Origin of the sequence: Halomonas sp. Ps84H-12 (assembly GCF_024124725.1) — a bacterium.
In the GTDB taxonomy this organism is placed as follows: Bacteria; Pseudomonadota; Gammaproteobacteria; order Pseudomonadales; family Halomonadaceae; genus Vreelandella; species Vreelandella aquamarina.
This window is the reverse complement of record NZ_JAMXSJ010000025.1, coordinates 39,853-63,190: the sequence shown is the minus strand read 5'-3', so window position 1 is coordinate 63,190 and position 23,338 is coordinate 39,853. Positions and strand designations below refer to the sequence as shown.

20 protein-coding genes and 1 pseudogene are annotated in these 23,338 nt (G+C 58.7%); 7 read left to right on the top strand and 14 right to left on the bottom strand.

Translation table 11 applies throughout. The features are described from left to right. From NH344_RS12850 to NH344_RS12830, 5 genes and pseudogenes are all read right to left on the bottom strand, one after another. Window positions 1–220, bottom strand: a pseudogene (locus tag NH344_RS12850) (electron transfer flavoprotein subunit beta/FixA family protein); the annotation flags it as partial. Between the two features lie 125 nt (window positions 221–345). Next, window positions 346–1,731 (bottom strand): hypothetical protein, encoded by a 1,386-nt coding sequence (locus tag NH344_RS12845; protein WP_074210550.1) that lies wholly within the window; start codon window positions 1,729–1,731, stop codon window positions 346–348. Beyond that, window positions 1,728–2,198, bottom strand: a complete 471-nt coding sequence (locus NH344_RS12840) for a PaaI family thioesterase (RefSeq protein ID WP_044629400.1) — start codon at window positions 2,196–2,198, stop codon at window positions 1,728–1,730. Before NH344_RS12840 ends, NH344_RS12845 begins: the two co-directional genes overlap by 4 nt. Next, the gene (locus tag NH344_RS12835) at window positions 2,195–3,796 is read right to left on the bottom strand and encodes a class I adenylate-forming enzyme family protein (RefSeq protein WP_044629401.1); all 1,602 of its coding nucleotides are present in this window, start codon (window positions 3,794–3,796) and stop codon (window positions 2,195–2,197) included. Before NH344_RS12835 ends, NH344_RS12840 begins: the two co-directional genes overlap by 4 nt. Next, window positions 3,796–4,947 carry an acyl-CoA dehydrogenase family protein gene (locus tag NH344_RS12830; RefSeq protein ID WP_044629402.1) on the bottom strand — a complete coding sequence of 384 codons (1,152 nt, stop codon included), beginning with the start codon at window positions 4,945–4,947 and terminating at the stop codon, window positions 3,796–3,798. The genes NH344_RS12835 and NH344_RS12830 overlap by 1 nt, the downstream gene beginning before the upstream one ends. Window positions 4,948–5,141: 194 nt before the next feature. On the opposite strand from NH344_RS12830, the gene NH344_RS12825 reads away from it, so the two are divergent. The 7 genes from NH344_RS12825 to NH344_RS12795 all read left to right on the top strand — a co-directional run bounded on the left by NH344_RS12825 (window position 5,142) and on the right by NH344_RS12795 (window position 12,466). Next, window positions 5,142–6,674: a 3-hydroxyacyl-CoA dehydrogenase gene (locus NH344_RS12825; protein ID WP_253027993.1), complete on the top strand. Its 1,533-nt coding sequence runs from the start codon at window positions 5,142–5,144 to the stop codon at window positions 6,672–6,674. 57 nt (window positions 6,675–6,731) lie between these two features. Next, on the top strand, window positions 6,732–7,940 hold the full coding sequence (locus NH344_RS12820) for a 3-oxoadipyl-CoA thiolase (RefSeq protein ID WP_044629404.1): 1,209 nt from the start codon (window positions 6,732–6,734) through the stop codon (window positions 7,938–7,940). Window positions 7,941–8,082: 142 nt separating this feature from the next. Continuing rightward, window positions 8,083–8,904, top strand: a complete 822-nt coding sequence (locus NH344_RS12815; protein WP_044629405.1) for an IclR family transcriptional regulator — start codon at window positions 8,083–8,085, stop codon at window positions 8,902–8,904. Between the two features lie 82 nt (window positions 8,905–8,986). Beyond that, a complete protein-coding gene (locus tag NH344_RS12810; RefSeq protein ID WP_253027992.1) occupies window positions 8,987–10,099 on the top strand; it encodes an ABC transporter permease in 1,113 nt (370 codons plus the stop codon). A 17-nt stretch (window positions 10,100–10,116) separates the two neighbouring features. Beyond that, on the top strand, window positions 10,117–10,920 hold the full coding sequence (locus NH344_RS12805) for an ATP-binding cassette domain-containing protein (RefSeq protein WP_058576360.1): 804 nt from the start codon (window positions 10,117–10,119) through the stop codon (window positions 10,918–10,920). A 5-nt stretch (window positions 10,921–10,925) separates the two neighbouring features. Continuing rightward, on the top strand, window positions 10,926–11,867 hold the full coding sequence (locus NH344_RS12800; RefSeq protein WP_213261968.1) for an MlaD family protein: 942 nt from the start codon (window positions 10,926–10,928) through the stop codon (window positions 11,865–11,867). Continuing rightward, window positions 11,864–12,466 (top strand): ABC-type transport auxiliary lipoprotein family protein, encoded by a 603-nt coding sequence (locus tag NH344_RS12795; RefSeq protein ID WP_213261967.1) that lies wholly within the window; start codon window positions 11,864–11,866, stop codon window positions 12,464–12,466. The genes NH344_RS12800 and NH344_RS12795 overlap by 4 nt, the downstream gene beginning before the upstream one ends. Window positions 12,467–12,475: 9 nt before the next feature. On the opposite strand, the gene NH344_RS12790 is transcribed toward NH344_RS12795, so the two are convergent. The 9 genes from NH344_RS12790 to cysS form a co-directional block, all read right to left on the bottom strand. Continuing rightward, window positions 12,476–14,347, bottom strand: a complete 1,872-nt coding sequence (locus tag NH344_RS12790; RefSeq protein ID WP_253027991.1) for a protein kinase — start codon at window positions 14,345–14,347, stop codon at window positions 12,476–12,478. Between the two features lie 18 nt (window positions 14,348–14,365). Continuing rightward, window positions 14,366–15,616: a 2-oxo acid dehydrogenase subunit E2 gene (locus NH344_RS12785; RefSeq protein WP_074210542.1), complete on the bottom strand. Its 1,251-nt coding sequence runs from the start codon at window positions 15,614–15,616 to the stop codon at window positions 14,366–14,368. 17 nt (window positions 15,617–15,633) lie between these two features. Further along, the gene (locus NH344_RS12780; RefSeq protein ID WP_058576352.1) at window positions 15,634–16,611 is read right to left on the bottom strand and encodes a transketolase C-terminal domain-containing protein; all 978 of its coding nucleotides are present in this window, start codon (window positions 16,609–16,611) and stop codon (window positions 15,634–15,636) included. Window position 16,612: 1 nt separating this feature from the next. Then, window positions 16,613–17,815: a thiamine pyrophosphate-dependent dehydrogenase E1 component subunit alpha gene (locus tag NH344_RS12775; protein WP_058576351.1), complete on the bottom strand. Its 1,203-nt coding sequence runs from the start codon at window positions 17,813–17,815 to the stop codon at window positions 16,613–16,615. Window positions 17,816–17,949: 134 nt separating this feature from the next. After that, window positions 17,950–18,660, bottom strand: coding sequence for an ABC transporter permease (locus NH344_RS12770; protein WP_290444037.1), 711 nt, complete (start codon window positions 18,658–18,660; stop codon window positions 17,950–17,952). A gap of 98 nt (window positions 18,661–18,758) precedes the next feature. Continuing rightward, a complete protein-coding gene (locus NH344_RS12765) occupies window positions 18,759–19,718 on the bottom strand; it encodes an ABC transporter ATP-binding protein (RefSeq protein ID WP_058576349.1) in 960 nt (319 codons plus the stop codon). Then, window positions 19,715–20,914, bottom strand: coding sequence for an ABC transporter permease (locus NH344_RS12760; protein WP_058576348.1), 1,200 nt, complete (start codon window positions 20,912–20,914; stop codon window positions 19,715–19,717). Before NH344_RS12760 ends, NH344_RS12765 begins: the two co-directional genes overlap by 4 nt. Window positions 20,915–20,917: 3 nt before the next feature. After that, entirely contained in the window at window positions 20,918–21,841 is a 924-nt protein-coding gene (locus NH344_RS12755) for an ABC transporter substrate-binding protein (protein WP_058576347.1), read from the bottom strand. Window positions 21,842–21,945: 104 nt separating this feature from the next. Continuing rightward, window positions 21,946–23,331, bottom strand: coding sequence for a cysteine--tRNA ligase (gene cysS / locus NH344_RS12750; RefSeq protein ID WP_058576346.1), 1,386 nt, complete (start codon window positions 23,329–23,331; stop codon window positions 21,946–21,948). Window positions 23,332–23,338: the final 7 nt, after the last annotated feature.

Below are 23,338 nucleotides of genomic sequence, written 5' to 3'. Positions count from 1 at the left end.
TGCGCAGCTGCTCTTGGGCGGCCTTGGGGCCCACGGTCACGGCCACGACCTCGGTGGCCACACCCTTCTCTTTCAGGCGCACCGCCTCTTCCACGGCAATTTCGCAGAAGGGGTTCATGGCCATTTTAACGTTGGTAAGGTCTACATCAGAGTGGTCCGCTTTGACGCGGATTTTGACGTTGTAGTCGATGACGCGTTTCACCGCGACGAGGATTTTCATAAGGCATGCTCCAGCGATTGAACCATCGGCTTTTTATTCCGCATAGCAAAATAATATTTCACTTTATAAAAATAACAATAAAAAAACGCCTGCCAAAGGTCAAGCGTTTCCTTGAACATCCCACCTCAGAAAGGCGACCAACCAAACCATAACGCCAGCAGCGGGATGGCAGCGACCAGAAAGCGCCCGTTCCAGCGGTAACCGATGCGGGTGGCGGGTACGCCGGTAAAGCGCGAGAGAATCAGCATGGAAGCGGTCATTGGTGATGACATCAGCGCCAGCGCCCAGCCTACCATTAACGATGCCCCAATCAGCTCAGGCGTTAATCCATCAATGCCCAACGTGGGGAGCAAGCCCACCAACAGCGTCACCGTAACAATCGGGTTGACGCCTATTTGAGCTAGCCCCACTACCATCAGCATGGCCAACACCGCATTCAAAGTGCCCAGCGGGTCTAGCACCGCCAATAGCGGTGCTAGCTGCTGAGTATCCACCAAGCCCACGCATACATGCCCCAAATAGCCTGCCGCCCCCAGCACCACGATTTCATTAGCGCTGGGAGACAGCAACCAGGGTAGCTGACGATGCACCGCCGTTATGGCGGCAGGCAGCCCGCCAAAGCCCAGCCTGCGACGCTGCCAAGCCAGCCATAAAAGCGCCCCGGTAGGCGCGCCCAGCAGCGCGGCAATGGGTAGTCGTAACTCCAGCAACCACGCAATGGAAAACACCAGCGCCACAATGCCGATTAGTAAAACGCTAAACTGCGCCAACGGGCGCAACGAAGGGGTGACATAGGTTTTATTGGCGGGTGGGTGCGGGCCGGTGAAATAGTCCACCGCCCAGCCCGCCATAAAAATCAGCGCGGCGGCCCCTAGAATATAGGGTGCCAGCTGTGGCCAGGTGACCTGGGGAAGGCTTGAGAGCACCACGGCCACCCCGATGCCCATGGGCGAAATCAGCGGGGCCAGCGAAAATCCGCGCAGCAGCGCCAGCATCATGCGCCGCTGGCGGGCCTCACGCACCCAGGCGCGCCCTTGGGCGGCACTCAGGGTATTGCTCTTTTCGATCATCGCGGCGAACAGATTCAGCACGCCAATGTTCAGAATGATGCCAAACAGCGCCGAGCCCAGGGATAAGATCGGATAACGGCGGCTGGGGGGTTGAAGCAACATGCTTTGCCCACAGTGGCGCACTAAACGGGAGCGATAGGCAGGTAAGCGCAGCATACTCAGCGCCACTATAAAGGTGGCAAAAAACGCAAAACGCCCGCTCGCCTCAAACAGCAGCTGCCCAGGCGTGGGCGAGCGCCACAGCGCGAACAGTGTGAGCACGCCAGCGGCACACAGCAGCCCCTTGGCCATGCGGGTGAGTTGACCTTTCAGGGTCATCAAATAAAGCAGCAGCACAACGATGCCTGCGGCTTGCCACGCCACGCTGCCACCCACCAAATGAATCAGCGTGGCAAGCGTCACCAGTAGCAAACAGGAAACCCGCAGGCGGGCTGGGCTCACTCGCTAGGCTCCCTCAACTGCGGGTCGGGAACGCCTTGTGACGATTCGCTGCCGCTGCGGCGACGAAACGCGCCTTCGCCCATAGCGACAAGATTGCCCTGCTCATCCACGATCTCACCGCTGGTCATGAAGGTTTTTTGCCCGCCGCCACGCAGCGTGCCCGTGGCCCTTAACACGCCTTGCCGAGCAGGCCCCACAAAGGTGGTAGTGAGTGACAGCGTCATCCCACGACGAATATTCCCCGGCACATCGCAGTGCAGGCCCGCTAGGCTTAAGGCACTGTCCAGCATGGAAGCCAGTACACCGCCATGCACATTGCCGCTGCGGTTAAGGTGCTTGGGTTCAATGGTGAGTTCCACTACCGCGCGCCCCTCCTCCCACTCCACCACGTGCATGCCCAGCAGTTCGTGATAACCCATCAGCGCCTGCGGTGTGATGGAGGCGTCAGCGCCATCTATTTCGCTCATAAAGCGCTCTCCTGCTGGGCCAAGTCGCGTAGCCGCCCTTTTAAAATCTTACCGCTGGCGGTGGAAGGCAACGCATCCATCAGCACAATTTGGGTCGGACGCTTATAAGGCGCAAGCCGTTCGGCAATAAAGGCTTTGAGTTCTGCCATATCAACCTCAACGCCCGGCTCGCACTGCACAAATGCCACGACCTCTTCATTGCCTGCCACCTGCCGCCCAACCACTGCGGTTAAGGTCACCGCAGGATGCTCATTAATCACTGCTTCTACATCCGGCGGGTAGATGTTGAAGCCCGAGCGAATAATCAGCTCTTTACTGCGGCCCACGATATAGAGCTGATCGTCGTGATCCAGTTTGGCGATATCACCGGTATTGAGCCAGCCATCTTCCGTTAAGGTGGCGAGGGTGGCGTCCGGCTGGCGGAAGTAACCTTTCATGATATTAGGGCCACGCACCCACAGCTCGCCGATCTCATCGCCTGCCTTTTCTGACGTGCCGCTGCTGCCTAAGGGCTCTAACCGATACTCCAACAGCGGCAGCACGCGGCCCACGGTGCTGCTCTGGTGGCGGTCTTCAATGCGGGTTTGACTAATCGTCGGGCTGGCTTCGGTGAGACCGTAGCCATTGTGCAGCGTTAGGCCAAACGCAGCTTCCACGCGTTTTTTGGTATCGCTATCCAGCGGCGAGCCGCCTGCGGAGATATAGATAAGCGCAGGTGCTTCTAACGCGCGCTGCTCACGCTTCAAGTACTCCAGGGCGCGAGCGTACATAGCAGGCACGCCCTGAAGCACGGTAATGCGCTCCTCTTTGAGCGTTGCCAGCAGCTGTACCGCGTCAAACCGGGGCACGGTATAAAGGCACGCGCCGTTATACAGCGAGCCCATACACACTGATGAGAGGCCAAACACATGAGACATCGGCAGCACGCCGTACACCCGCTGCCCTTCACTCAGATGACGCATGCCGCCGGAAATAGAGGCGATATACAGAATACCGCGATGGGTCAGCATGACGCCTTTCGGCGTACCGGTGGTGCCTGAGGTGTAGATCATCGCGGCTACCTGCTCGGCACCGCTGGCGTGAACAGGCTCTGGCTCGCTATCAAATAGCGGTGAAATCGCTAGGCCGCCGAGCTGCGGATGCTGATAGCGGTCAGCCGCGTGGCGCTCGGCGTGCTGGCTCGCCTCTTGGGAGGCTTCGCAAGTGTAAAACACTCGGCGAGGCAGGCAGTTGCCCTGAATTAAATCCACTTCCTGAGCGGAGAGGCGCGAATTGACAATCGCGACCCAAACATCCATTTCACTGGCGGCCAACAGCAGTACCACCAGGGCACGGCAGTTTTCACTGACCGTCATAATACGGTCGCCGGGCCGTATGCCTAAATTAGCTAACCACTCGCAGGCGGCATGAATCTCTTGTCCCAGCTCGGCGTAGCTCCAGCGGACGTTGCCATCCACAAGCGCGGGGTGATCCGCTAGGCGTTTCGCATTTTCCAGCACGCGGGTGCTCAAGCGCTCGGGAAGTTCTGCTAACAGCTCGCTTGCCAGACGGCCAAAGATTTTCTCATCTGGCGCTTGGTAAGGGACCGACAGAGCCATTAGGACGCCTCCCGCACCATGTTCCGGGCAATCACCAGCTGCTGAATTTGCGTCGTCCCTTCGTAAATGCGGAACAAACGCACATCGCGGTAGAAACGCTCAACGGCGTATTCCGACATATAGCCCGCACCGCCGTGCACCTGCACGGCGCGATCCGCGACGCGACCCACCATCTCGGCACAGAACAGCTTGCAGCAGGAGGCTAGGGTTGAGACGTTTTCGCCATCATCCTTGCGGCGTGCAGCGTCCATTACCATGGTTTTGCCTGCGTAGGCCTCGGTTTTGCTATCTGCCAGCATAGCCTGCACCAGCTGATGCTCCGCCAGCGGCGCACCAAACTGCTTACGCTCCATGGTGTAGCGCAGCGACTCGTCTACTAAGCGCTCGGCCACGCCCACACACACGGCGGAAATATGCAGTCGCCCACGGTCGAGCACTTTCATGGCGGTTTTAAAGCCTTGCCCCTCTTTGCCGCCAATGATGTTTTCAGCCGGTACACGGCAGTTATCAAAAATGATATCGCAGGTATGCGCGCCCTTCTGGCCCATCTTGTTATCTGCCGGGCCGCGAATCAGACCAGGCGTATTGCCTTCAACAATAAAGGCGGAGATACCGCCAGCGCCTTTGTTGTCTGGGTCGGTACGTGCCATCACGGTGAACAGGTCCGCCTCCGGGCCGTTGGTGATATAGCGCTTGGTGCCGTTTAACACGTAGTGGTCGCCATCGCGCACGGCGGTGGTGCGCAGGCTGGCGGCATCGGAGCCGGAATCCGGTTCGGTTAAGCAGAAAGAGCTGAGAATTTCCCCGGTGGCCAAGCGCGGCACGTACTTGGCTTTCTGCTCTTCAGTGCCGTCAATCAGAATGCCTTGGGCACCGATGCCATTATTCGTACCAAATACCGAGCGGAATGCGGGAGACGTTTTGCCGATTTCCATGGCTACCAGGGCTTCTTCTTCCATCGTGAGCCCTAAGCCGCCGTACTCTTCAGGAATGGATAGCCCGAACAGCCCCATCTCCTTCATTTCCGCGAGGATCTCGGCGGGCACTGCATCCTCTTCGGCAAGCCGTGCCTCATTGGGAATCAAACGTTCCCGGACAAAGCGGGCAATGGTATCAACCAACTGATTCAGCAGTTCGGGATCACGGATCATAACGGCTCCTGGTAGCAACGATATTTTTATGGTTGGCGTTCGCGCGGGCAGTGAGGCTTGCAATAATTCTGCATGGCGAAACTAGCGTTCACTCTCTTGTCAGGCACTTTTGCATAGCCTAGGATGGCAGTCAATAAACGAAATGCTATTTTGCAATGCAGAACAATAAACCCTTGCAGCGAGGATTTTGACCTATGTCCAACGACGCAGTCGCCCATTCGTTCAACACTCTTGGCATTGTCGGCACCGGGGCCATGGGTAGAGGAATTGCTCAGCTCGCCGCGCAGGCAGGCCTGAACGTCATGCTATTTGATGTTAAAGAAGGCGCGGTGGCGGAAGCGACTGCCTTTATTAATGGGTTATGGCAGCGCAGCGCCGACAAGCAGCGGATTACCCAAGCCCAAGCCGAGCAGTACGGCGAACGATTGATTGAAGCCCGCGACCTCGCCGCCCTCGCCCCTTGCGATATCGTCGTTGAAGCCATCATCGAGAAGCTGGAAGCAAAACAGGGGCTGTTTAGCGATTTAGAGGGCATTGTTCGCCAGGATGCCGTGCTCGCCACCAACACCTCTTCGCTGTCTGTTACCGCAATTGCTGCCGCCTGCCAGCACCCAGAGCGCGTGATTGGCTTTCACTTTTTCAATCCCGTTCCGCTGATGAAAATCGTGGAAGTAATTCCGGGGTTACGTACCGCTAATGATATCACTCAGCGGGTTAATGCCCTGGGCACCACCATGGGCCACTTTACCGCCCAGGCCACCGATACCCCTGGCTTTCTGGTCAATCACGCCGGGCGCGCTTTTGGCACCGAAGCACTGCGCGTTCTGAGTGAGAGTGTGACCGACCCCGCCACCATTGACCGCATCATGGTGGATCAAGGTGGTTTTCGGATGGGGCCGTTTACCCTGCTGGACCTGACCGGCCTGGATGTTTCCCATGCGGTGATGGAGTCGGTGTACCACCAGTACTATGAAGAGCCGCGCTTTCGCCCTTCACCGCTCACCCGCCAGCGGCTCTCAGCAGGCTTGCTAGGGCGCAAAACCGGTGAGGGCTTTTATCGCTACGTGGATGGCCAGCAGCAGATGCCGGAAGAGCCCGCCATTGCGTCAGCCTCGCCTTGCCCCGTGTGGATCAGCCAAGACGACCCTGGCAGCGCCGCCCAGCTTGCCGAACTGGTCGCCACGGCGGGCTGGCCACTAGAAAGTGCGGATCAGCCCTCCTCAGAGGCGCTGTGCCTACTGACACCGCTGGGCGAAGACACCACGCAGTGCGCCCTGCGCCAAGGCTTGAATGCCGAGCAGTGCGTCGCGGTGGATATGCTGGCGGGGCTGGATAAGCGCCGCAGCCTGATGGCCTCCCCCATTACCCGACCCGACCTGATCAATGCCGCTGCCAGCCTGTTGAATGCTGACGGCACGCCGGTCAGCACCCTACAAGACAGCACCGGCTTTGTGCTGCAGCGCGTGGTGGCCTGCATCGTCAACGTTGGGGCAGATATCGCACAGCAAGGCGTCGCTGCACCCGCCACTATTGATCGTGCGGTGGAACTTGGCCTGGGCTACCCGTTTGGCCCGCTGCGCATGGGCGACCATTACGGCGCTTCGCGCATCCTAACCATTTTGAACAACCTATTAGCCGCTACCGGTGACCCCCGCTATCGCCCTAGCCCTTGGCTGCGCCGTCGCGCTGCGCTGGGTATGCCCCTCACTGACAGGCCAACGGGCTGAAACCCCTCAGTTTCAACTACGGCTCAAGTAAGGCTTACACAAACAAGGAAAATAACCATGCAAGACGCCTATATTTACGACGGATTACGCACCCCTTTTGGTCGCCATGGCGGCAGCCTAGCGGCCATTCGCCCAGATGAGCTGCTGGGCCTAACGCTCAAAGCACTGGTGGCGCGTAATCCGTTTGCCCCAGAAAGCTACGAAGAAGTGTTGGCGGGTTGTACTAACCAAGCGGGGGAAGATTCCCGCAACGTGGCCCGTCACGGTGCGCTGCTGGCGGGCCTGCCGATTGAGGTGGCAGGCCAAACCGTCAATCGCCTGTGCGGCAGTGGCTTAGCCGCCATGATGGATGCCGCCCGTGCCGCTCGCTTAGGCGAGGGTGAGCTATTTTTGGCTGGCGGCGTGGAGTCTATGTCCCGCGCGCCTTACGTGCTGGGCAAAGCCGACTCCCCCTACGCTCGCAATCAGCCGATGTTTGATACCGTGATTGGCTCGCGCTTTCCCAACCCGTGGATTGCCAAAGAGTACGGCAGCCACAGCATGCCGGAAACTGCCGATAACATTGCCCACGACCTGAACATTGGCCGCGAGGCCAGCGACGCCTTTGCCGCCCGCTCCCAAGCGCGCTATGCCAAGGCGCTGGCAAACGGCTTTTATGAAGGCGAAATGTTTGGGGTAGACGTGCCTCAAGGACGCAAACAGCCGCCGCTGTTGGTAGATAAAGACGAGCACCCCCGCGCTGAAAGCACCGAGGAAAAACTAGCCAAACTCGGCGCGCTGTTTGAAGGTGGTGTCGTGACCGCAGGCAACGCGTCTGGATTAAATGACGGGGCTGCCGCGCTGATTGTCGGCACGCGTGCAGCAGGCGAGCGAGCTGGGCTTGCTCCGCGAGCGCGTATCGTTGCCAGCGCCGTGGCGGGCGTTGCTCCCCGCGTCATGGGCTTGGGGCCGGTACCCGCCTCGCAAAAAGCGCTGGCCCGGGCTGGCCTCTCGCTTGAGCAGATGGACGTGATTGAAATCAACGAAGCTTTTGCGGTGCAGGTGTTGGGCTGCGTTCAGCAGTTGGGTCTTTCCGCCGACGACCCGCGCCTTAACGCCAACGGTGGCGCCATTGCCATTGGCCACCCGCTGGGTGCCTCGGGCGCACGTTTGGCACTCACTGCGCTGCGCCAGCTAGAAGCCACCGGCGGGCGCTATGCGCTGGTCACCATGTGTATTGGCGTTGGCCAGGGCATCGCGACCATCATTGAACGCCTGGACAGCTAACCGCCCTCCTGCGGCGCTAGCACAGTATCTAAGGCAGGCGCCGCAGGCCAAGCGTTGACTAAGCTCTCTTATCGCGCTTTGCAACGCCCCAGCGCAGGTATGCGATACTTGCCACTCAATGATTGATTAGCCGAGACGCTTGATGGAACCAACCGACGCCGCTGCTGATGAGCCGCAATCACCCGAAAAAGATCGCAACTTTGTCACCGCGCTTGCGCGGGGGTTAGAACTGCTCCGCGCTTTTGGAACAGGGGAAGAGTACCTGGGCAATGCAGAGCTCTCTAATCGCACCCACATCCCGCGCCCCACGGTGTCCCGGTTAACCTATACGCTGACCCAGTTAGGCTACCTGCAACACAACCGTCACCTGGAGAAGTACCGCCTCGGGCCAGGTGTGCTGGCGCTGGGTTACCGCTTTCTGGCCAATATGGGCATTCGCGAAATTGCTCGCCCCCATTTACAGCACTTTGCCGACGCCACCGACTGCAACGTGAGCCTGGGCGGTGCCGACCGCAGCGACATGGTGTATCTGGAAACCTGCCACGGCCACGGCCCGCTGATTATTCGCTTAGATGTTGGCTCTCGTCTACCGATTGCCACCTCGGCGATTGGTCGTGCCTGGCTGTGCGGATTATCTGACGAGCGCCGCCAACAGGTGATGCAAGAGCTAGCCGCGTTTCACGGCAGCGATTGGCCGCGCCTTCATGCCGGTATTGAACAGAGCCTGCGCGACTATGCCGAGTATGGCTTTTGCCTATCCGAACAGGATTGGCAGCGGGATATCAGCGCCGTGGCCATGCCGCTCATTTTAGAAGATGGTGCCGAAGTGATGGCGATTAACTGCGGTGGCTCTAGCCTGCGTTTAGATCATGATCGATTGGTCAACAACCTTGGCCCCAGACTCAAGGAAGTAGCAGCAAAAATTATGCAGGAGCTGGCCCCCAAGTATCGTGCGTCACGTTAAGAAACGACGGCTTACCTTTCACTAACGCTCGTTTTATTGCATCATAGGCCTTCACTGCATGTGAAGGCACTGAGGAGCAGGGATGCCAAACGAGTGGATCACTCAACAGGGCGAGCATGTCTCGCTGCACGGCGAATGGACACTACGCCACTACGCTGAGCTGAAGCGCGCCCTACAGCAGCAGGGTCGGCTAAGCTCGGCAGCGCTGTCGCTACCCGGCTTTGAGGGGCTGGATACCGCCGGCGCGGCGCTGATCGTTGAGCTAATTGGTGTTGAAAAAACCAAACAAATTGGCGACTGGGCAAGCGATCTTCCCCAGGTGCAGCAGGCCTTGCTAATACGCATTGCCGAGGCTATGGACGCTCCGCTTGAGAGCCCCACACCCCGCCCCAACCGGATTAGCGAAGCCTTAGCGACAGTGGGCCAGCAAATGGTGGCGCTGGGGTCTCAGCAGCGCCAGCTACTGGCTTTCATTGGCTTGGTGCTGGCCACATTTACCTCACTTCTGTTTCGACCCCGCCACTGGCGTATTACCGCCACCGTCGCGCATATTCAGCAAAGTGGCTTGAATGCGGTGCCTATCGTTGCGCTCTTAACCTTTATGGTGGGCGCAGTGGTGGCGTTTTTGGGGGCCACGGTGCTCCAAGACTTCGGTGCAACGGTTTACACCATTGATCTCGTAGCATTTTCATTTTTACGGGAATTTGGCGTGCTCTTGGCCGCGATACTTTTGGCAGGCCGCACTGCCAGCGCCTTTACCGCCCAGCTTGGCGCGATGAAATCCAACGAAGAGATTGATGCCCTTAAAACATTGGGACTCGACCCGATTGAGCTGCTAGTGCTTCCCCGGGTGATGGCGATGTTGATCAGCCTACCGCTGCTGGCGTTTGTGGGCATGCTGAGCGGCCTCGTCGGCGGCGCGGTGGTGGCCACCCTATCGCTGGATATTTCTGTGAGTCAGTTCATCACCACACTGCAAAAAGACGTGTCGGTCACTCATTTTCTGGTCGGCTTGAGCAAAGCGCCGGTATTTGCCTTTGTGATTGCCGTCATTGGCTGCCTAGAAGGGTTTAAAGTTAGCGGCAGTGCCCAATCGGTAGGCGCCCACACCACCTCAAGCGTGGTGCAGTCCATCTTTATGGTGATTCTGATAGATGCGTTAGCGGCGCTATTTTTCATGGAGATGGGCTGGTGACCGAGCGATATTCAGAGATGCCGCAACAGCCCGAGCGCGATGAAGCGGTTATCCGCGTGCAGGGGCTGGTGAATCGATTTGGCGACAACGTCGTTCACGAAGGGCTAGACTTGACCCTCTACCGAGGCGAAATTCTCGGCGTTGTCGGCGGCTCAGGTACCGGTAAATCAGTTCTACTGCGCAGTATTGTGGGCTTAAAGCGGCCAAATGACGGCACAGTAGAAGTGCTGAACCAGCGGTTAAATGAGTTAAGTGAGTCCCAACGCAGCCAGGTCGAGCGGCGCTTTGGGGTGCTCTTTCAACGTGGGGCGCTGTTTAGTTCGCTCAACCTGCAAGAAAACGTTGCGCTGCCGCTTATCGAGCACGCCAAACTCTCTAGGGAAGAGGCCGAGTATCTGGCGCGTATCAAGCTCTCGCTGGTAGGCCTGCCCCCTCATGCCGCCCGACAATTTCCAGAATCGCTCTCTGGGGGCATGGTGAAACGTGCCGCGCTTGCCAGGGCACTGGCCCTGGACCCGGATATTTTGTTTCTCGATGAGCCTACCGCAGGACTCGACCCCATTGGGGCCGCCGCGTTTGACCAACTGCTGGTCACGCTGCGCGATGCAATGGGCTTTAGCGTTTTTTTGGTCACCCACGACCTCGATACCCTCTATGCGGCCTGTGACCGGGTCGCGGTGCTGTCGCAAAAGCGCGTTCTGGTGGTGGATACCCTGGAAAACGTCGCAAAAACGGACGACGAGTGGGTACAGGATTACTTTAATGGACCGCGTGGACGCGCTGCACAGCGCTCTGCTGGCCCAACCTCTTCTCAGGAGTGACGCACATGGAAACCCGAGCGCACCATATTTTGATTGGCCTGTTTACCGTGCTGACGGCCGCTGCCGCCTTGCTGTTTGCGCTCTGGATGAGCTATGCGGCTGGCCAACGCGACTATCAACCCTACCGCATTTTGTTCGAGCGCAGCGTCAGCGGCCTCTCAGTGGGCAGCAAGGTGCAGTACAACGGCATTGAAGTGGGCGATGTTACCGAGCTTTCCCTCAATCCTGACGACCCACGCCAAGTGATCACACTTATTCGCGTGTATGAAGACACTCCGATTAAAGTGGATACCCGCGCAAAGCTAGCCTTTGCCAGCATTACCGGCAGTATGTCCGTGCAGCTCTATGGCGGCACCCCAGAAAGCCAACGCTTGCTAGCGCAGAGCAGCGACGATACGCCTTTCATTCAAGCCGACCCGTCGCCTATTGCTACGCTGTTTGACGAAGGCGAAGAGATGGTCGAAAACCTCAACGCGATTTTGCAGAGTGTGAACGAACTCTTCGATGACAATAATCGTGAGCAAGCAGGCAATATCCTGACCAATATTGCCCAAATCACCGAGATGATTGCCTCTCAGCAGTCTGCCCTGGATGAAAACATGGCGCTCTTTGGCGATGTGTCACGCCAAGCCTCCACCACGCTTGAAAGTATCGAATCGCTTAGCCTAGAGGCGAACCGCTTGCTGAGCCAGGAGGGTCAGCAGGTGATGCGCAGCGCAGAGAGCGCCAGCCGCAATGTTGCCAGCGCTGCCCAGCGGATAGAACAGTTGGTGAACGATAACGCGGGTGCTGTCGAAAGCACTCTACAAAGCACTCGCGACATTGCCCCGGCCCTAGCGGCGTTACGCTCGACACTCGCCACCCTCGACCGCATTACACGGGAGCTTGAGGAGAGCCCCACGGACTTTTTCCTAGGCCGCGACCAAGTAGAGGAGTTCCACCCATGAACATGCACGCTTTACGTAACGGCTTTTTTCTAAGTGCCTTACTTACCCTTTCGGGCTGCTCTATTTTACCGGAGAAAGCGCCATCGACGCTGTATCGCTTGCCTGCTACCACGATGCAGAGCGCCCCTGCCACCATCACGCAGCCAGAGCGACTGGGTATCGCTACACCAGAAGCGGGCCACCTGCTCAGCAGCAATCGTATCGTGGTGTTTCCCGAAGGCAATGTGGTCAATGTGTATGAGGGTGCTCGCTGGCATGAAGATACACCGGACATGCTGCAAGCCCAGCTGATTGCAGGGCTGCAGCAGCAAGAGCTGTTCGCCAACGTGAGCAGCGATCGGCTCCCTCACGACTTGCTGCTATTAAGCGAGCTGCGCCACTTTCAGAGCGAGTATGACACCTCTCCGCCAAGCGTTAACCTGCAGTTAGACGTTCAATTACTCGGCGCGGACCAACAGCCCGTGGCCTCCACCAGCTTTGCGATTCGGGAGCGCGCCACAAGCACTGGGATACCCGATGTGGTGAGCGCCTTTGGTAGCGCCACCGACCGTTTAACCGAACAGTTGGCGAGCTGGTTAATCACAAACGCGCCGAATTAACAGTGCCGCCTAACGCGGCGGCGCGGGCAAGGCACTTTTTCTTATATACTCTTTTGGGTCTTTGGGGTAGAAGTGCTCTGGTTGTCGTTCTAAGTGGGTAAAAAAGCGCGTGTCTTTGTAGGGCATCTTCATAAACCCCGACACGCCCAGCCCCTCGATTTGACTGACAGCAGCCAGCATTCGGCTCAGTAGGCTGCGAAACTCCTGCTCGCGTTGAGGGTCGAGCAGCCGATAGTAGCTATGGATTTTGAGATGTTTGGGCAGCGCTTCAAAGATGATCATGCCGGTATGGTGAATCTCATTGAGCCGCTGAAGCAGTTGCATAATGGTATCCGGCAGCACCAATAGCTCTTCTGGGTCAGGGCCATCTTCAAAGTAGCTGTGCTGCCGAGTGCGATTCTCCATTTCCGGCACGGCGCTTACTTCGTAATTAATCGCCATCTCTGGCTGGCAGTAAAACGCCTCCTCAGGGCTAGCACGCTCTAAGTGCAGCGTTTGGCGGGCATTGAACAGGCAGCTTTTAAATACTCCCTGGCGATGAATGGCCCGTGCTAAGTGCACCATGTTATTCACCGCCTCGATAAACGCGGGCTTTAGCGCTGGGTCATGCAGGTTGAGCGACGAATCGATATAAACACCCTCCCGCTCCCAGCGCACCGCTAAACCACCTACGACCGGGTATTTGCCCAACCGACTCACCGAAGCCAAAAAGGCTTTTTCGGTTTCTCCCATCCCCTGCATAAACTGTTTGTAATAGCGATCAAGCTGCACATCATTGACGTCGTTTAACGTCTCTTCAGCGCTTGCCTCGCGTAAAAACGCCTTTCGTGAGCTGTACACCACGGTATCGATCTCTTGGCTAGCCGGGCGACGCAGGCCTTTTCCCCATACGGGCACTAGCGGCGTTTGGGGAGCGATGGGCAGGTCAACCATAACAAGCTTCACCATGCGCGGCATTTCACGAATAAAGTAATCCCCCGCTTTACGCCGCACCTGTGGGTCGGGGTCGAGCATGCCATCCAGCGTGCGTGCAAACTCAATGGGCAATCCCAATGAGCTGGCCGGAATTGCTCGATGGCCAAAACGGCAGGACTGCGCCGAGGCCAGCGCATAGAGCGTACCGGCCGCCCCCTGCTCATCGAACCGTGGCGACGAGAGCGCTCCGTTCAACTGCTCTTCACCGATAAAATAGACATCCCCCAGCCGTGCATTGGTTTGCTGCAGATTGTCCGACATCAACTCCATTACGTTGGCACCCACGAACTGAAGCGATTCATCCAACTGTGCGAACACCGATGAGCCCCAGTCGATCAGCGCGATGGATTCACTGACCGTATCGAAAACGAGATTGGAAGGCTTGATATCGCCATGTACCACCGGCCGTACATGTGGGCCCGTTTCACGACGCAGCGCTTTGAGAATATCCGCCAGCTGCGCGGCAATGCGCACGATCAATCGTGGTGGGAGCTTTCCCTGCTTGAGCGACACTTGCTCCAGATTCCAGCCAGGGGCACGCTCCATGACCAAAATCGACTGGCCGCGTGCGCGCTGGTAGGTAATGAGCTTGGGAATTCGAGGGTGCGATACCTGATCGAGCATGAACGCCTCCTCTTCGAGGCGTTCTTGTAAATGAGTGGGCAGCGTAATGCGTGAAAACTTGAACACGTAGTGCGCCTTGACGCCTTGCTGCCAAGCGCTACCCGCAAACACAAACCCGTAAGCCCCCTTACCAATCAGCTCGATATTCGAATAGCCCAACTGGGCAAGCTGTGCTTGGCACAGCGCTACCCAGTCTTTTAGCTTTCGCGCATCGTGATGGCTTAGCAGGTAGACCGACTGCTCTTCGGGTATGTAAAACTGCTGCAGCGGTGCCTGGCTCATAGCAAGGTGCCTACACGGTTAGGCCAGATGAAGCAGCATGCTTTCCGGCGCCTCGAGAAAGCCTTTCCAGGCGTTGCAGAAGCGAGCAATGGTACCGCCATCAATAAAGCGATGATCGCCTGCCCAGGTGACCGTCAAAATAGCCCGGCGCTGCACAGCCCCGTGCTCATCAAAGCGCGGCAGCCACTGGGTTTTGCCAATGGCCACAATGGCGGCTTCCGGCGCATTAATAATCGGCGCCGCGTAGGTGCCCCCGAGGGCACCAATGTTGGAGATGCTGATGGTGCCGCCCTTTAGATCCGCCTGCTCCACGCGCCCTTCCCGCGCGGCATTGGTTAGCCTGCCGACCTCTTTGGCAATCTCAAACAGCGTTAAGCCCTCGACACCCTTCACGTTAGGGACCAAAAGCCCCGCTTTGCTATCCACCGCCATGCCGATATTGCACTGGTCGTAGTAGCTCAGCTCGTTGGCTTCGCTGTTTAACTGTGCATTGATGATCGGCGTCTCCGCCACGGCCAGCGCCATCGCTTTCATAAAGAACGGCATCAGCGTGAGCCGTTCGCCCTTCGCCTCTACCTGCGGCTTGAGCCGCTCGCGCAGCGCCAACAGCTCCGTGACATCAATCTCTTCACCGTAGTGAAAATGAGGAATGGAGCTAGCGGCCTCTACCATGCGCTTGGCCATCACCGCCCGCACGCCGCGCAGCGGCTCTACTTTTGAGGGTGCTAAGCCTGTGCTTGATGGCATCGAAACACTGGCCGTTTGGTGAGATACCGCTGGCGCGTTGAGGTGCGCTAGCACGTCTTCTTTCAGCACCCGGCCATCTTTACCACTGCCTGAGATCTCCGACAGGGCTAGGCTGTGCTCGCGTACTAAGCGGCGCACCGCAGGGCTAGCGGGCACTTTGCCTGCAGCCGCCGGGGTAACGGCTTGGCTTTTAGGCGGCGGGCTATTTTCATCAGCGGCCACCCCGTGGCTACTGGGCGGCGCTGAAGGTGCCTGCTCGGTAGCAGCAGTATCGCTGTTCATCTGACCGGCGGCTTGGTATGCATAAAGCGGCGCGTGAACCTTGGCAATCTTCCCCTGGGCCACATACAGATTGGTGACCGTCCCGGCTTCTGGCGCGGTGATTTCCACCAGCGCCTTGTCGGTCATCACTTCGACTATCGGCTGATCCTCTTCGATGGTGTCGCCTTCGGCCACGCGCCACTCCACCACTTCACACTCAACGATACCTTCACCGATATCTGGCAGTAAAAAATCACTCATGGCTGTTCTCCCTGGCGCTAAAAGTTCACGCTTTCGCGAATCGCTTCAAAAATTTTCAGGTGGTCGGGCAAGTACTCTTTCTCCAGCACCAGCGGGAAAGGCGTATCCAGCCCGGTAACCCGAGTAATCGGCGATTCCAGATAGAGAAAACAGCGCTCCTGTATCGTCGCGGCAATTTCACCGGCAAAGCCGCCGGTGAGCGGCGCTTCATGACTAACAATCATACGGCCGGTTTTGAATACCGACTCTGCCACGGTATCCACATCCCAGGGCAGCAGCGAGCGCAGGTCGATGACCTCGCAGGCAATGCCCTGCTCTTCGGCAAGCTCGGCGGCTTTGCTGATCACTTCCATCTGCGCGCCCCAGCCCACCAGGGTAATGTCGGTACCCTCTTTGATCACTTCTGCTTCACCAATTGGCAGTTGGTAATCCTCATCAGGCACTTCACCTACTGCGGCGCGGTAGAGCCGTTTTGGCTCTAAAAACAGCACGGGGTCGGGGTCACGAATCGCCGCTAGCAGCAGCCCTTTGGCTTGATAGGGGTTGCGCGGCACCACCACTTTTAAGCCCGGCGTGTGGGTAAAGTACGCCTCAGGAGATTGCGAGTGGTATAAGCCCCCGGAAATGCCGCCGCCATAGGGTGTGCGAATGGTGAGCCCGCCTACGTTGAAGAGATCCCCAGAGCGGTAGCGGAATTTGGCGGTCTCGTTAACGATTTGATCAAATGCGGGGAAGATGTAATCCGCAAACTGGATTTCAGCGACGGGAACAGAGCCTTGTGCGGCCAGTCCGTTAGCAAAGCCAATAATGCCTTGCTCCACCAGCGGCGTATTAAAGCAGCGCGCTTTGCCGTACTTCTCTTGTAAATGGCTGGTGGCTCGGAAAACACCGCCAAAAATACCCACGTCTTCACCAAAGCAGATGACTTTCTCATCTTCCGCCATGGCGATATCCAGCGCGTTATTAATCGCCTGGAGCATGTTCATCGTCGCCATATTACGCCTCTCCCTGAGTATCAGTGGCTGACGAAAGCGTCAGATCTAGCGATTTTGCGCCGCGCGGGTAGGCATCTGGGTAGCGGCGAATATGGCGCTTCAACTGATCCAGCTGGTGCTGTAGCGCAGGTGTCACATCGGCGTAAACATCGCTGATTAACGACTCCAGCGGCGGCGGCGGGCGTTTTTCGGCGCGCTTCATGGTTTCCAGCACTTCACGGCGCAGGCTCTCCTGCTGGGCAGCTTCCTCTTCATCGCTCCACCACCCTTTCTTCGCCAGCCAGCGCTGCATGCGTAGCAAGGGATCTTTGGCGCGCCACGCTTCCTCTTCGCTCTTAGCGCGATAGCCCGAGGGGTCATCCGAAGAGGAGTGGGCAGCCAACCGGTAGGACATGGCTTCAATCAGCACCGGCTGGTTCTGCTCAACGGCGATTTTTCGCGCTTGGCGGGTCGCTTCATATACCGCTAGGGCGTCGTTACCATCCACGCGAATCACGTGCATATGGTAGCCAAAGGCACGGGGAGCAATGCCGTCAGCGGCAAACTGTTCTGTGGAGGGAGTAGAAATAGCGTAGCCGTTGTTGCGGCAGAAAAAGATCACCGGCACCTGATGCACCGAGGCCATATTAAGCGCGGCGTGAAAGTCCCCTTCTGAGGCTGCGCCTTCGCCAAAAAAGGTCAGCGTACAGTGGCCTTCACCGGCCAGCTTTTGGCCATAGGCATACCCGGTGGCTTGAGGAATCTGCGTCGCCAGCGGCGATGAGATGGTCATGTAGTGCAGCTTGCGAGAGCCGTAATGAATCGGCATTTGGCGGCCTTTGCCGTAATCAAGCTCGTTGCCAAATAGCTGATTCATAAACTCGTCGATGGAGAATCCGCGATACATAAGTGCGCCCTGTTCGCGGTACTGCGCCATGATCATGTCGGCATCGTCCAGGGCTGCGGTGGCTCCCACCACCGCGGCCTCCTCACCGGTACACTGCATGTAGAAGCTGAGCCTGCCCTGGCGCTGCGCGGCCATCATGCGCTCATCGAGAATACGCGTGGCCAGCATGGCCTGGTAGAGCCTACGGGCGTGATCGCGGCTCAAGGCGGGCTCGTCGGCACCTTCATAAAGCTCGCCCTCGGGGCTGAGCACGCTGAAGGTGTCTATGGAGAATTCGTCGCCGGTCATGAAGACCGGCTGATGTACGAACTGAGTCATCATTATTGTCCTTGTTTTTACCCCTTTTGAGGGTAGTGTTGTTGGTGATGACCGTTTGTGCCAGTGGATTTATCTGACACATGTCAACGCAACACTTGGACAGTAACGCAGTCTCCCGCCGTTAGGGATTCAACTTAAGACGCAGATCGGCGTACAAGGCGTTGTTGGAGAGCATTGAAGGCGCTATCGACAGTGAGCGCCAGCAGGGCAATCGACAGCGCCCCCTGGGCGATATACGCCATGTTGTCATTGATGATCCCCGCGATGATCGGGTCACCCAGATTACTGGCCCCCACGGTTGCGCCCAGCGCCGCCGTGGCAATGTTGATGGTGACCGAAGTGCGAACGCCCGCCAGAATGACTGGCAAGGCCAGCGGCAGCTCGACATGACGCAGCAGTTGCCAGGGCGTCATGCCCATGGCGATGGCCGCCTGCTTGACCACAGGATCAACCTCGTTGATCCCCGTCAAGGTGTTACGCACGATGGGCAGCAGCCCATACAGCATCAGCGCCACGATGATCGGCAGTGTGCCAAATCCCAGTACCGGCACGGCCAGCGCCAGCACCGCCACTGGCGGGAACGTCTGCCCCAGCGACGACAGCTGAGCGACCAGCGGCAGGAAATCCCGCCCCTTGGCCCGGGTGACGGCAATGCCTGCAGAAACGCCCACCAGAAGCGTGACCAGCGCGGCCACGCTCACCACCAGCAGATGCCGGGCCAGCAAATCGACAAAATCGGCACGCCCGTAGATCACCTGCCGCGCATTGGGCTCTACCCAGCGAAACAGCGGTTCCAGAGTGGGTATGGCCAACACCATCACCAGCAGCAAGGCCGCCCAGGCCAGTGGCCAGCCCCACGCGGCATAGCGCGAAGCGGTGGAACTCGCGGAGACAGCGCTGGAAGTGGCTGAGGTCGAAGACGCAGAGCGAGATGGATCCGGCCTCACGTTGGGGTGCCCCTGTCCAACTGGGCTTCCTTGACGATTCTACGCAGCGACAGCTCGCCTATGGGCACATCGTTTTGGTCCACCACGGTCAAGCGGTCACAGTGGTCACGCAGCATCATGGAAAGCCCCTGCCGCAGCGAAAAGTCAGCGGGAATACGCGACTGGGCTGGCAGCGTGGGGCCCAGAGACGCCATGTGATCCTTGACGCGCGTCAGCCCTGCCTGTTTGAGCCCCCGCTCCAGGCCTCCCAGCAGCGAATCCACGAAAGGGTCGGCGGGATGCTGCAGCAGGGCCAAAGGCGTGCCCTGCTGGACAATACGTCCCTCGCGCATGACGACCAGGTGGTCGGCCAGTTTCAGGGCTTCATCCATGTTATGAGTCACCAGCACCACGGTCTTGTGCAGACTAGCCTGCAGGCGGGCCAGCTCATCCTGCAGCTTGTCCCGGGTGATCGGGTCCAGGGCACCAAACGGCTCGTCCATCAGCAAAATATCCGGGTCTGCGGCCAGCGCGCGGGCGACGCCCACGCGCTGCGCCTGCCCGCCGGAAAGCTGATGCGGGTATTTGTACGCAAACTCGCCCACCGGCAGCCCCAGCAAGCCCATCAGCTCTTCGACACGGCGGTTGACCTCGGCAGGTGCCCACTTCAACAGCCGCGGTACCAGGCCAATATTGCGCGCGACGGTCCAGTGCGGGAACAGGCCGGTGCTCTGGATGACGTAGCCGATACGTCGGCGAAGTTTGACCGGGTCGTAGTGCTCTATCGCCTGGCCATCCAGAATGATGTCGCCACGTGTATGTTCGATCAGCCGATTGATCATGCGCAGCGTGGTGGACTTACCGCATCCGGAGGTACCCACCAGGGCACAGAACTTGCCCTTGGCCACCCGCAGTGAAATATCATCCACCGCCGTTTCGTCACCAAACTGCTTGGAGACATGGGAAAGCTCGATCATTGCTGTCCTCCGGGGCGTAGCGCTTCCGCCAGCGCCCCTAATCCTGCATCCACGATCAGCGCCAGCACCAGGATTGGCAGCGCACCCAGCAGCACCATGTCCATGGCCGCCTGCCCCAACCCTTGAAAAATGAAGGTGCCAAGTCCTCCGGCACCAATCAGCGCCGCCACCGCCGTAAGCCCGATGGCCTGTACGGCGGTGACTCTTACCCCTTCCAGCAACACCGGCAGCGCCAGCGGCAGCCGAACCTGCCAGAACCGCTGCGGGCTCCGCATTCCCATGGCCTTGGCCGCTTCCAGGGTCTCTGCACTGACCTCCTCCAGGGCAACGTAAGTATTACGCACCATGGGCAACAGGCTGTAGGCAATCAAGGCGATCAGCGCCGGGGCATTGCCAATTCCACTGACGCCCATGGCTGCCAAGGCAGGCACATTGGCCGCCAGCCAGGCCAAGGGGGCTAGCAGCAAACCGAACAGCGCCAGGCTGGGAATCGTCTGCAGAAAATTGAGTAGCCCAAAGGCGACGATTTGCAGGCGCCGGTAGCGGCGCATCAGCATGGCCAGCAGCATGCCCATCACGACGCTGACGCTCACGGCACTGCTGACCAGCACGATATGTTGACTCAACGCACGATAGAACTGCCGCTCCCGGGCCTGAAACTCCTGCACCAGGGCCAGCGACTGCAATCCGAAGGCAGCGCACAGCCACCACAAGATGCCGATGCCGAGCAGCAGCAGCGCTGTCCACCATCGAGATAGCCCAAGCCGCAGGCGTACTTCCACCAGACACAGCAACAGCACGAACAGCACCGTCCAGTAGGCAGTCCCGATGCCTAGCCTGGCCTGGGGCGTATCCACGGGTATCAGCCAGTGCCCGGCGACCATCAGGCCAAACGGCATCAGCAACAGGGTCAGGGTAATCACCCCCAGCAGCGCCCGATAATGGCGCGTGCTGGGCACCCAGGCCAGGGCGGCCATGGCGATGAACAGAAGCGATACCAGTACGCCACCGGGCCAGCCAATGGCCGCCACCATTCCAAACCCCGTTCCCGTGACGATCCTATTCGGCGCCACGGTCACCAGATGGAAAGACCAGGCTGCCGCCAGCATGGCGGCGCTCAGACACAACAGTACAACATTAGGTTGCCAGCGGCGCCGAATGGTCGCTGGCGATGGCAGTGCGTCGATCAACGGCATTCATCACTCATCCAGGCTATCGAGATATTCGCGAGCCACCTGGTCGGCAGAGCGACCGTTGACGGCCACATCCGCGTTGAGCGTTTGCAGGGTCACCAGATCCAGCGTCGCAAACACGTCATTGAGCAGGCCTTCGATGTCGGGATACTGGGCCAGCACGTCTTCTCGTATCACTGGCGCAGGCTGGTAGACCGGCTGCACGCCCAGCGTATCCTCCAGCACCCGCAGTCCCAGTGCGGTGAGCCCGCCATCGGTACCGTAGGTCATGGCTCCGTTGACGCCGCTGGTTTGCTGGGCGGCTGCGCGCATGGTGGCGGCGGTATTGCCCCCGGAGAGCACCAGCAACTGGTCATCGCTCAACTCGAAGCCGTAGGCGTCCTGAAACGCCGGCAGGGCCTGCTCGGATTCGACGAATTCCGCACTGGCCGCAAACTTGAACTCGCCCCCCTCGGCCAGATAGCTGGCCAGGTCTTCCAGGGTGTCGAGCCCATGGGTCTCGGCCACATCCTGACGAATGCTCATGGCCCAGGTGTTGTTGGCACTGGCCGGCTGCAGCCAGATCAAGCCTTGCTCCGCATCCCGTTCACGAACGGTCTGATAGGCATCATCAGCACTGTTCCACACCGGGCTGTCGGTCATATCGAAAAAGAACGCACCGTTACCGGTATACTCTGGATAGACGTCGATTTCAGCGGCCAGCAGGGCATTCCTCACCACGCTGGTCGCTCCCAGTTGCAGGCGGCCCTGGGTGGCAATCCCATGGCGCTCCAGGGTCTGGATGATCAGTTCTCCCAACACAGAACCTTCCGTGTCGATTTTGGAAGAGACCACCACCGGCTCGCTGGCCTGGGCCGTCGTGAGTACCGTCGAGGTAAGGACCACCGTGGACAAGCAGGCGGTCAGCAGGGGGTTCAGCAGTCGGCGCATAGGGGTCATCCTTTGAGTAAGCATCCTGAGAGTGTCGCTTCAGTATACGAGGCAACTGCGTTGACGTCAGACGCCGCCTCAACGGCATCCGACTTCCTTCGTCATCAAGGCGCTTCGATGACCCAGGTCGTGCCTTCTCGTGAGTCTTTCAACACGATGCCAAGCGCTGCCAGCTCGTCACGAATGGCATCGGCGCGGGCGAAGTCCTTGTTGGCTTTGGCCGCCTGACGCTCGGCAATTCTGGCTTCGATCTCGTCTTCACTCAACGCCATCGAATGCTGCGCCCCTTTCAGGAAGGCCTGCGGCGTCTGCTGCAATAGCCCCAGCACTCCCGCCAGGCGCTGCAGCTCTGCGGCCAGGCGGGGCGCAGCTTCCGGCTGATCGCTCTTGGCACGATTGAGATCTCTTGCCAGGTCGAACAGTACGGCCAGCGCTTCCGGGGTATTGAAATCATCATCCATGGAAGCAGTGAAACGCTCGGCGTAAGCCCCCTGCTCACCCTCAGATGCCACCTCGACACCATCAAGGGCGGTATACAGGCGCGTCAACGACTTGCGCGCCTCGACCAGCGAGTCCACGGAGTAGTTGATCGGGCTGCGATAGTGGCTGGCCACCAACAGGTAGCGCACCACTTCTGGATCGTGCTCGGCTAGCACGTCGCGGATGGTGAAGAAGTTGCCCAGCGACTTGGACATCTTCTCTTGGTTGACGCGAACGGCTCCAGCATGCATCCAGGTGTTGACGTAGGTTTTACCTGTCGCCGCTTCCGATTGAGCAATCTCGTTTTCATGATGGGGAAAGGTCAAATCCGGCCCGCCGCCATGTATATCGAAGGTATCGCCCAAGCAGCAGGTGGACATCGCGGAGCATTCAATGTGCCAACCCGGTCGCCCGTCTCCCCAGGGGGAGTGCCAGTGAGCCTCACCGGGCTTGGCCGCTTTCCAGAGCACGAAATCCAGCGGGTCTTCTTTGTGCACATCCACGTCGACCCGTGCACCAGAGCGCATGTCATCCAACTGACGGTTATTCAATTTGCCGTAGTCGGTGAACTTGCGCACTCGGTAGTAGACATCACCATTGGCCGCGGCATAGGCAAAACCTTTGTCGATGAGCGTTTCGATCATCGCGATAATATCGTCGATGTGCCTCGTTGCCCTGGGCTCCTGACTGGGTGGCAGCACGTTCAGGCGAGCTTCGTCCTCATGCATCGCGACAATCATGCGCTCGGTGAGCGCGTCGATGGGCTCGCCGTTCTCCTCGGCCCGCTTGAGGATTTTATCGTCGATATCGGTGATGTTGCGCACGTAGGTCACGTCATAGCCGCGATGGCGCAGGTAGCGGGTAATCACGTCAAAGGCCACCATCACCCGGGCGTGGCCAAGGTGACAGTAGTCATACACCGTCATACCGCAAACGTACATGCTGACCTTGCCATCGACAAGGGGCTTAAAAGGCTCTTTGCGGCGAGTCAGCGTATTGTAAATATGCATATGACGT

Excerpts from the sequence above, each read along its gene's own strand:
- NH344_RS12805 (WP_058576360.1), top strand. The coding sequence starts at position 10,117 with ATGCCGCAACAGCCCGAGCGCGATGAAGCGGTTATCCGCGTGCAGGGG.
- NH344_RS12800 (WP_213261968.1), top strand. The coding sequence starts at position 10,926 with ATGGAAACCCGAGCGCACCATATTTTGATTGGCCTGTTTACCGTGCTG.
- cysS (WP_058576346.1), bottom strand. The coding sequence starts at position 23,331 with ATGCATATTTACAATACGCTGACTCGCCGCAAAGAGCCTTTTAAGCCC.
- NH344_RS12840 (WP_044629400.1), bottom strand. The coding sequence starts at position 2,198 with ATGAGCGAAATAGATGGCGCTGACGCCTCCATCACACCGCAGGCGCTG.
- NH344_RS12755 (WP_058576347.1), bottom strand. The coding sequence starts at position 21,841 with ATGCGCCGACTGCTGAACCCCCTGCTGACCGCCTGCTTGTCCACGGTG.
- NH344_RS12780 (WP_058576352.1), bottom strand. The coding sequence starts at position 16,611 with ATGGCGACGATGAACATGCTCCAGGCGATTAATAACGCGCTGGATATC.
- NH344_RS12815 (WP_044629405.1), top strand. The coding sequence starts at position 8,083 with ATGGAACCAACCGACGCCGCTGCTGATGAGCCGCAATCACCCGAAAAA.
- NH344_RS12790 (WP_253027991.1), bottom strand. The coding sequence starts at position 14,347 with ATGAGCCAGGCACCGCTGCAGCAGTTTTACATACCCGAAGAGCAGTCG.
- NH344_RS12830 (WP_044629402.1), bottom strand. The coding sequence starts at position 4,947 with ATGATCCGTGATCCCGAACTGCTGAATCAGTTGGTTGATACCATTGCC.
- NH344_RS12765 (WP_058576349.1), bottom strand. The coding sequence starts at position 19,718 with ATGATCGAGCTTTCCCATGTCTCCAAGCAGTTTGGTGACGAAACGGCG.
- NH344_RS12820 (WP_044629404.1), top strand. The coding sequence starts at position 6,732 with ATGCAAGACGCCTATATTTACGACGGATTACGCACCCCTTTTGGTCGC.
- NH344_RS12835 (WP_044629401.1), bottom strand. The coding sequence starts at position 3,796 with ATGGCTCTGTCGGTCCCTTACCAAGCGCCAGATGAGAAAATCTTTGGC.
- NH344_RS12760 (WP_058576348.1), bottom strand. The coding sequence starts at position 20,914 with ATGCCGTTGATCGACGCACTGCCATCGCCAGCGACCATTCGGCGCCGC.
- NH344_RS12795 (WP_213261967.1), top strand. The coding sequence starts at position 11,864 with ATGAACATGCACGCTTTACGTAACGGCTTTTTTCTAAGTGCCTTACTT.
- NH344_RS12810 (WP_253027992.1), top strand. The coding sequence starts at position 8,987 with ATGCCAAACGAGTGGATCACTCAACAGGGCGAGCATGTCTCGCTGCAC.
- NH344_RS12775 (WP_058576351.1), bottom strand. The coding sequence starts at position 17,815 with ATGACTCAGTTCGTACATCAGCCGGTCTTCATGACCGGCGACGAATTC.
- NH344_RS12825 (WP_253027993.1), top strand. The coding sequence starts at position 5,142 with ATGTCCAACGACGCAGTCGCCCATTCGTTCAACACTCTTGGCATTGTC.
- NH344_RS12785 (WP_074210542.1), bottom strand. The coding sequence starts at position 15,616 with ATGAGTGATTTTTTACTGCCAGATATCGGTGAAGGTATCGTTGAGTGT.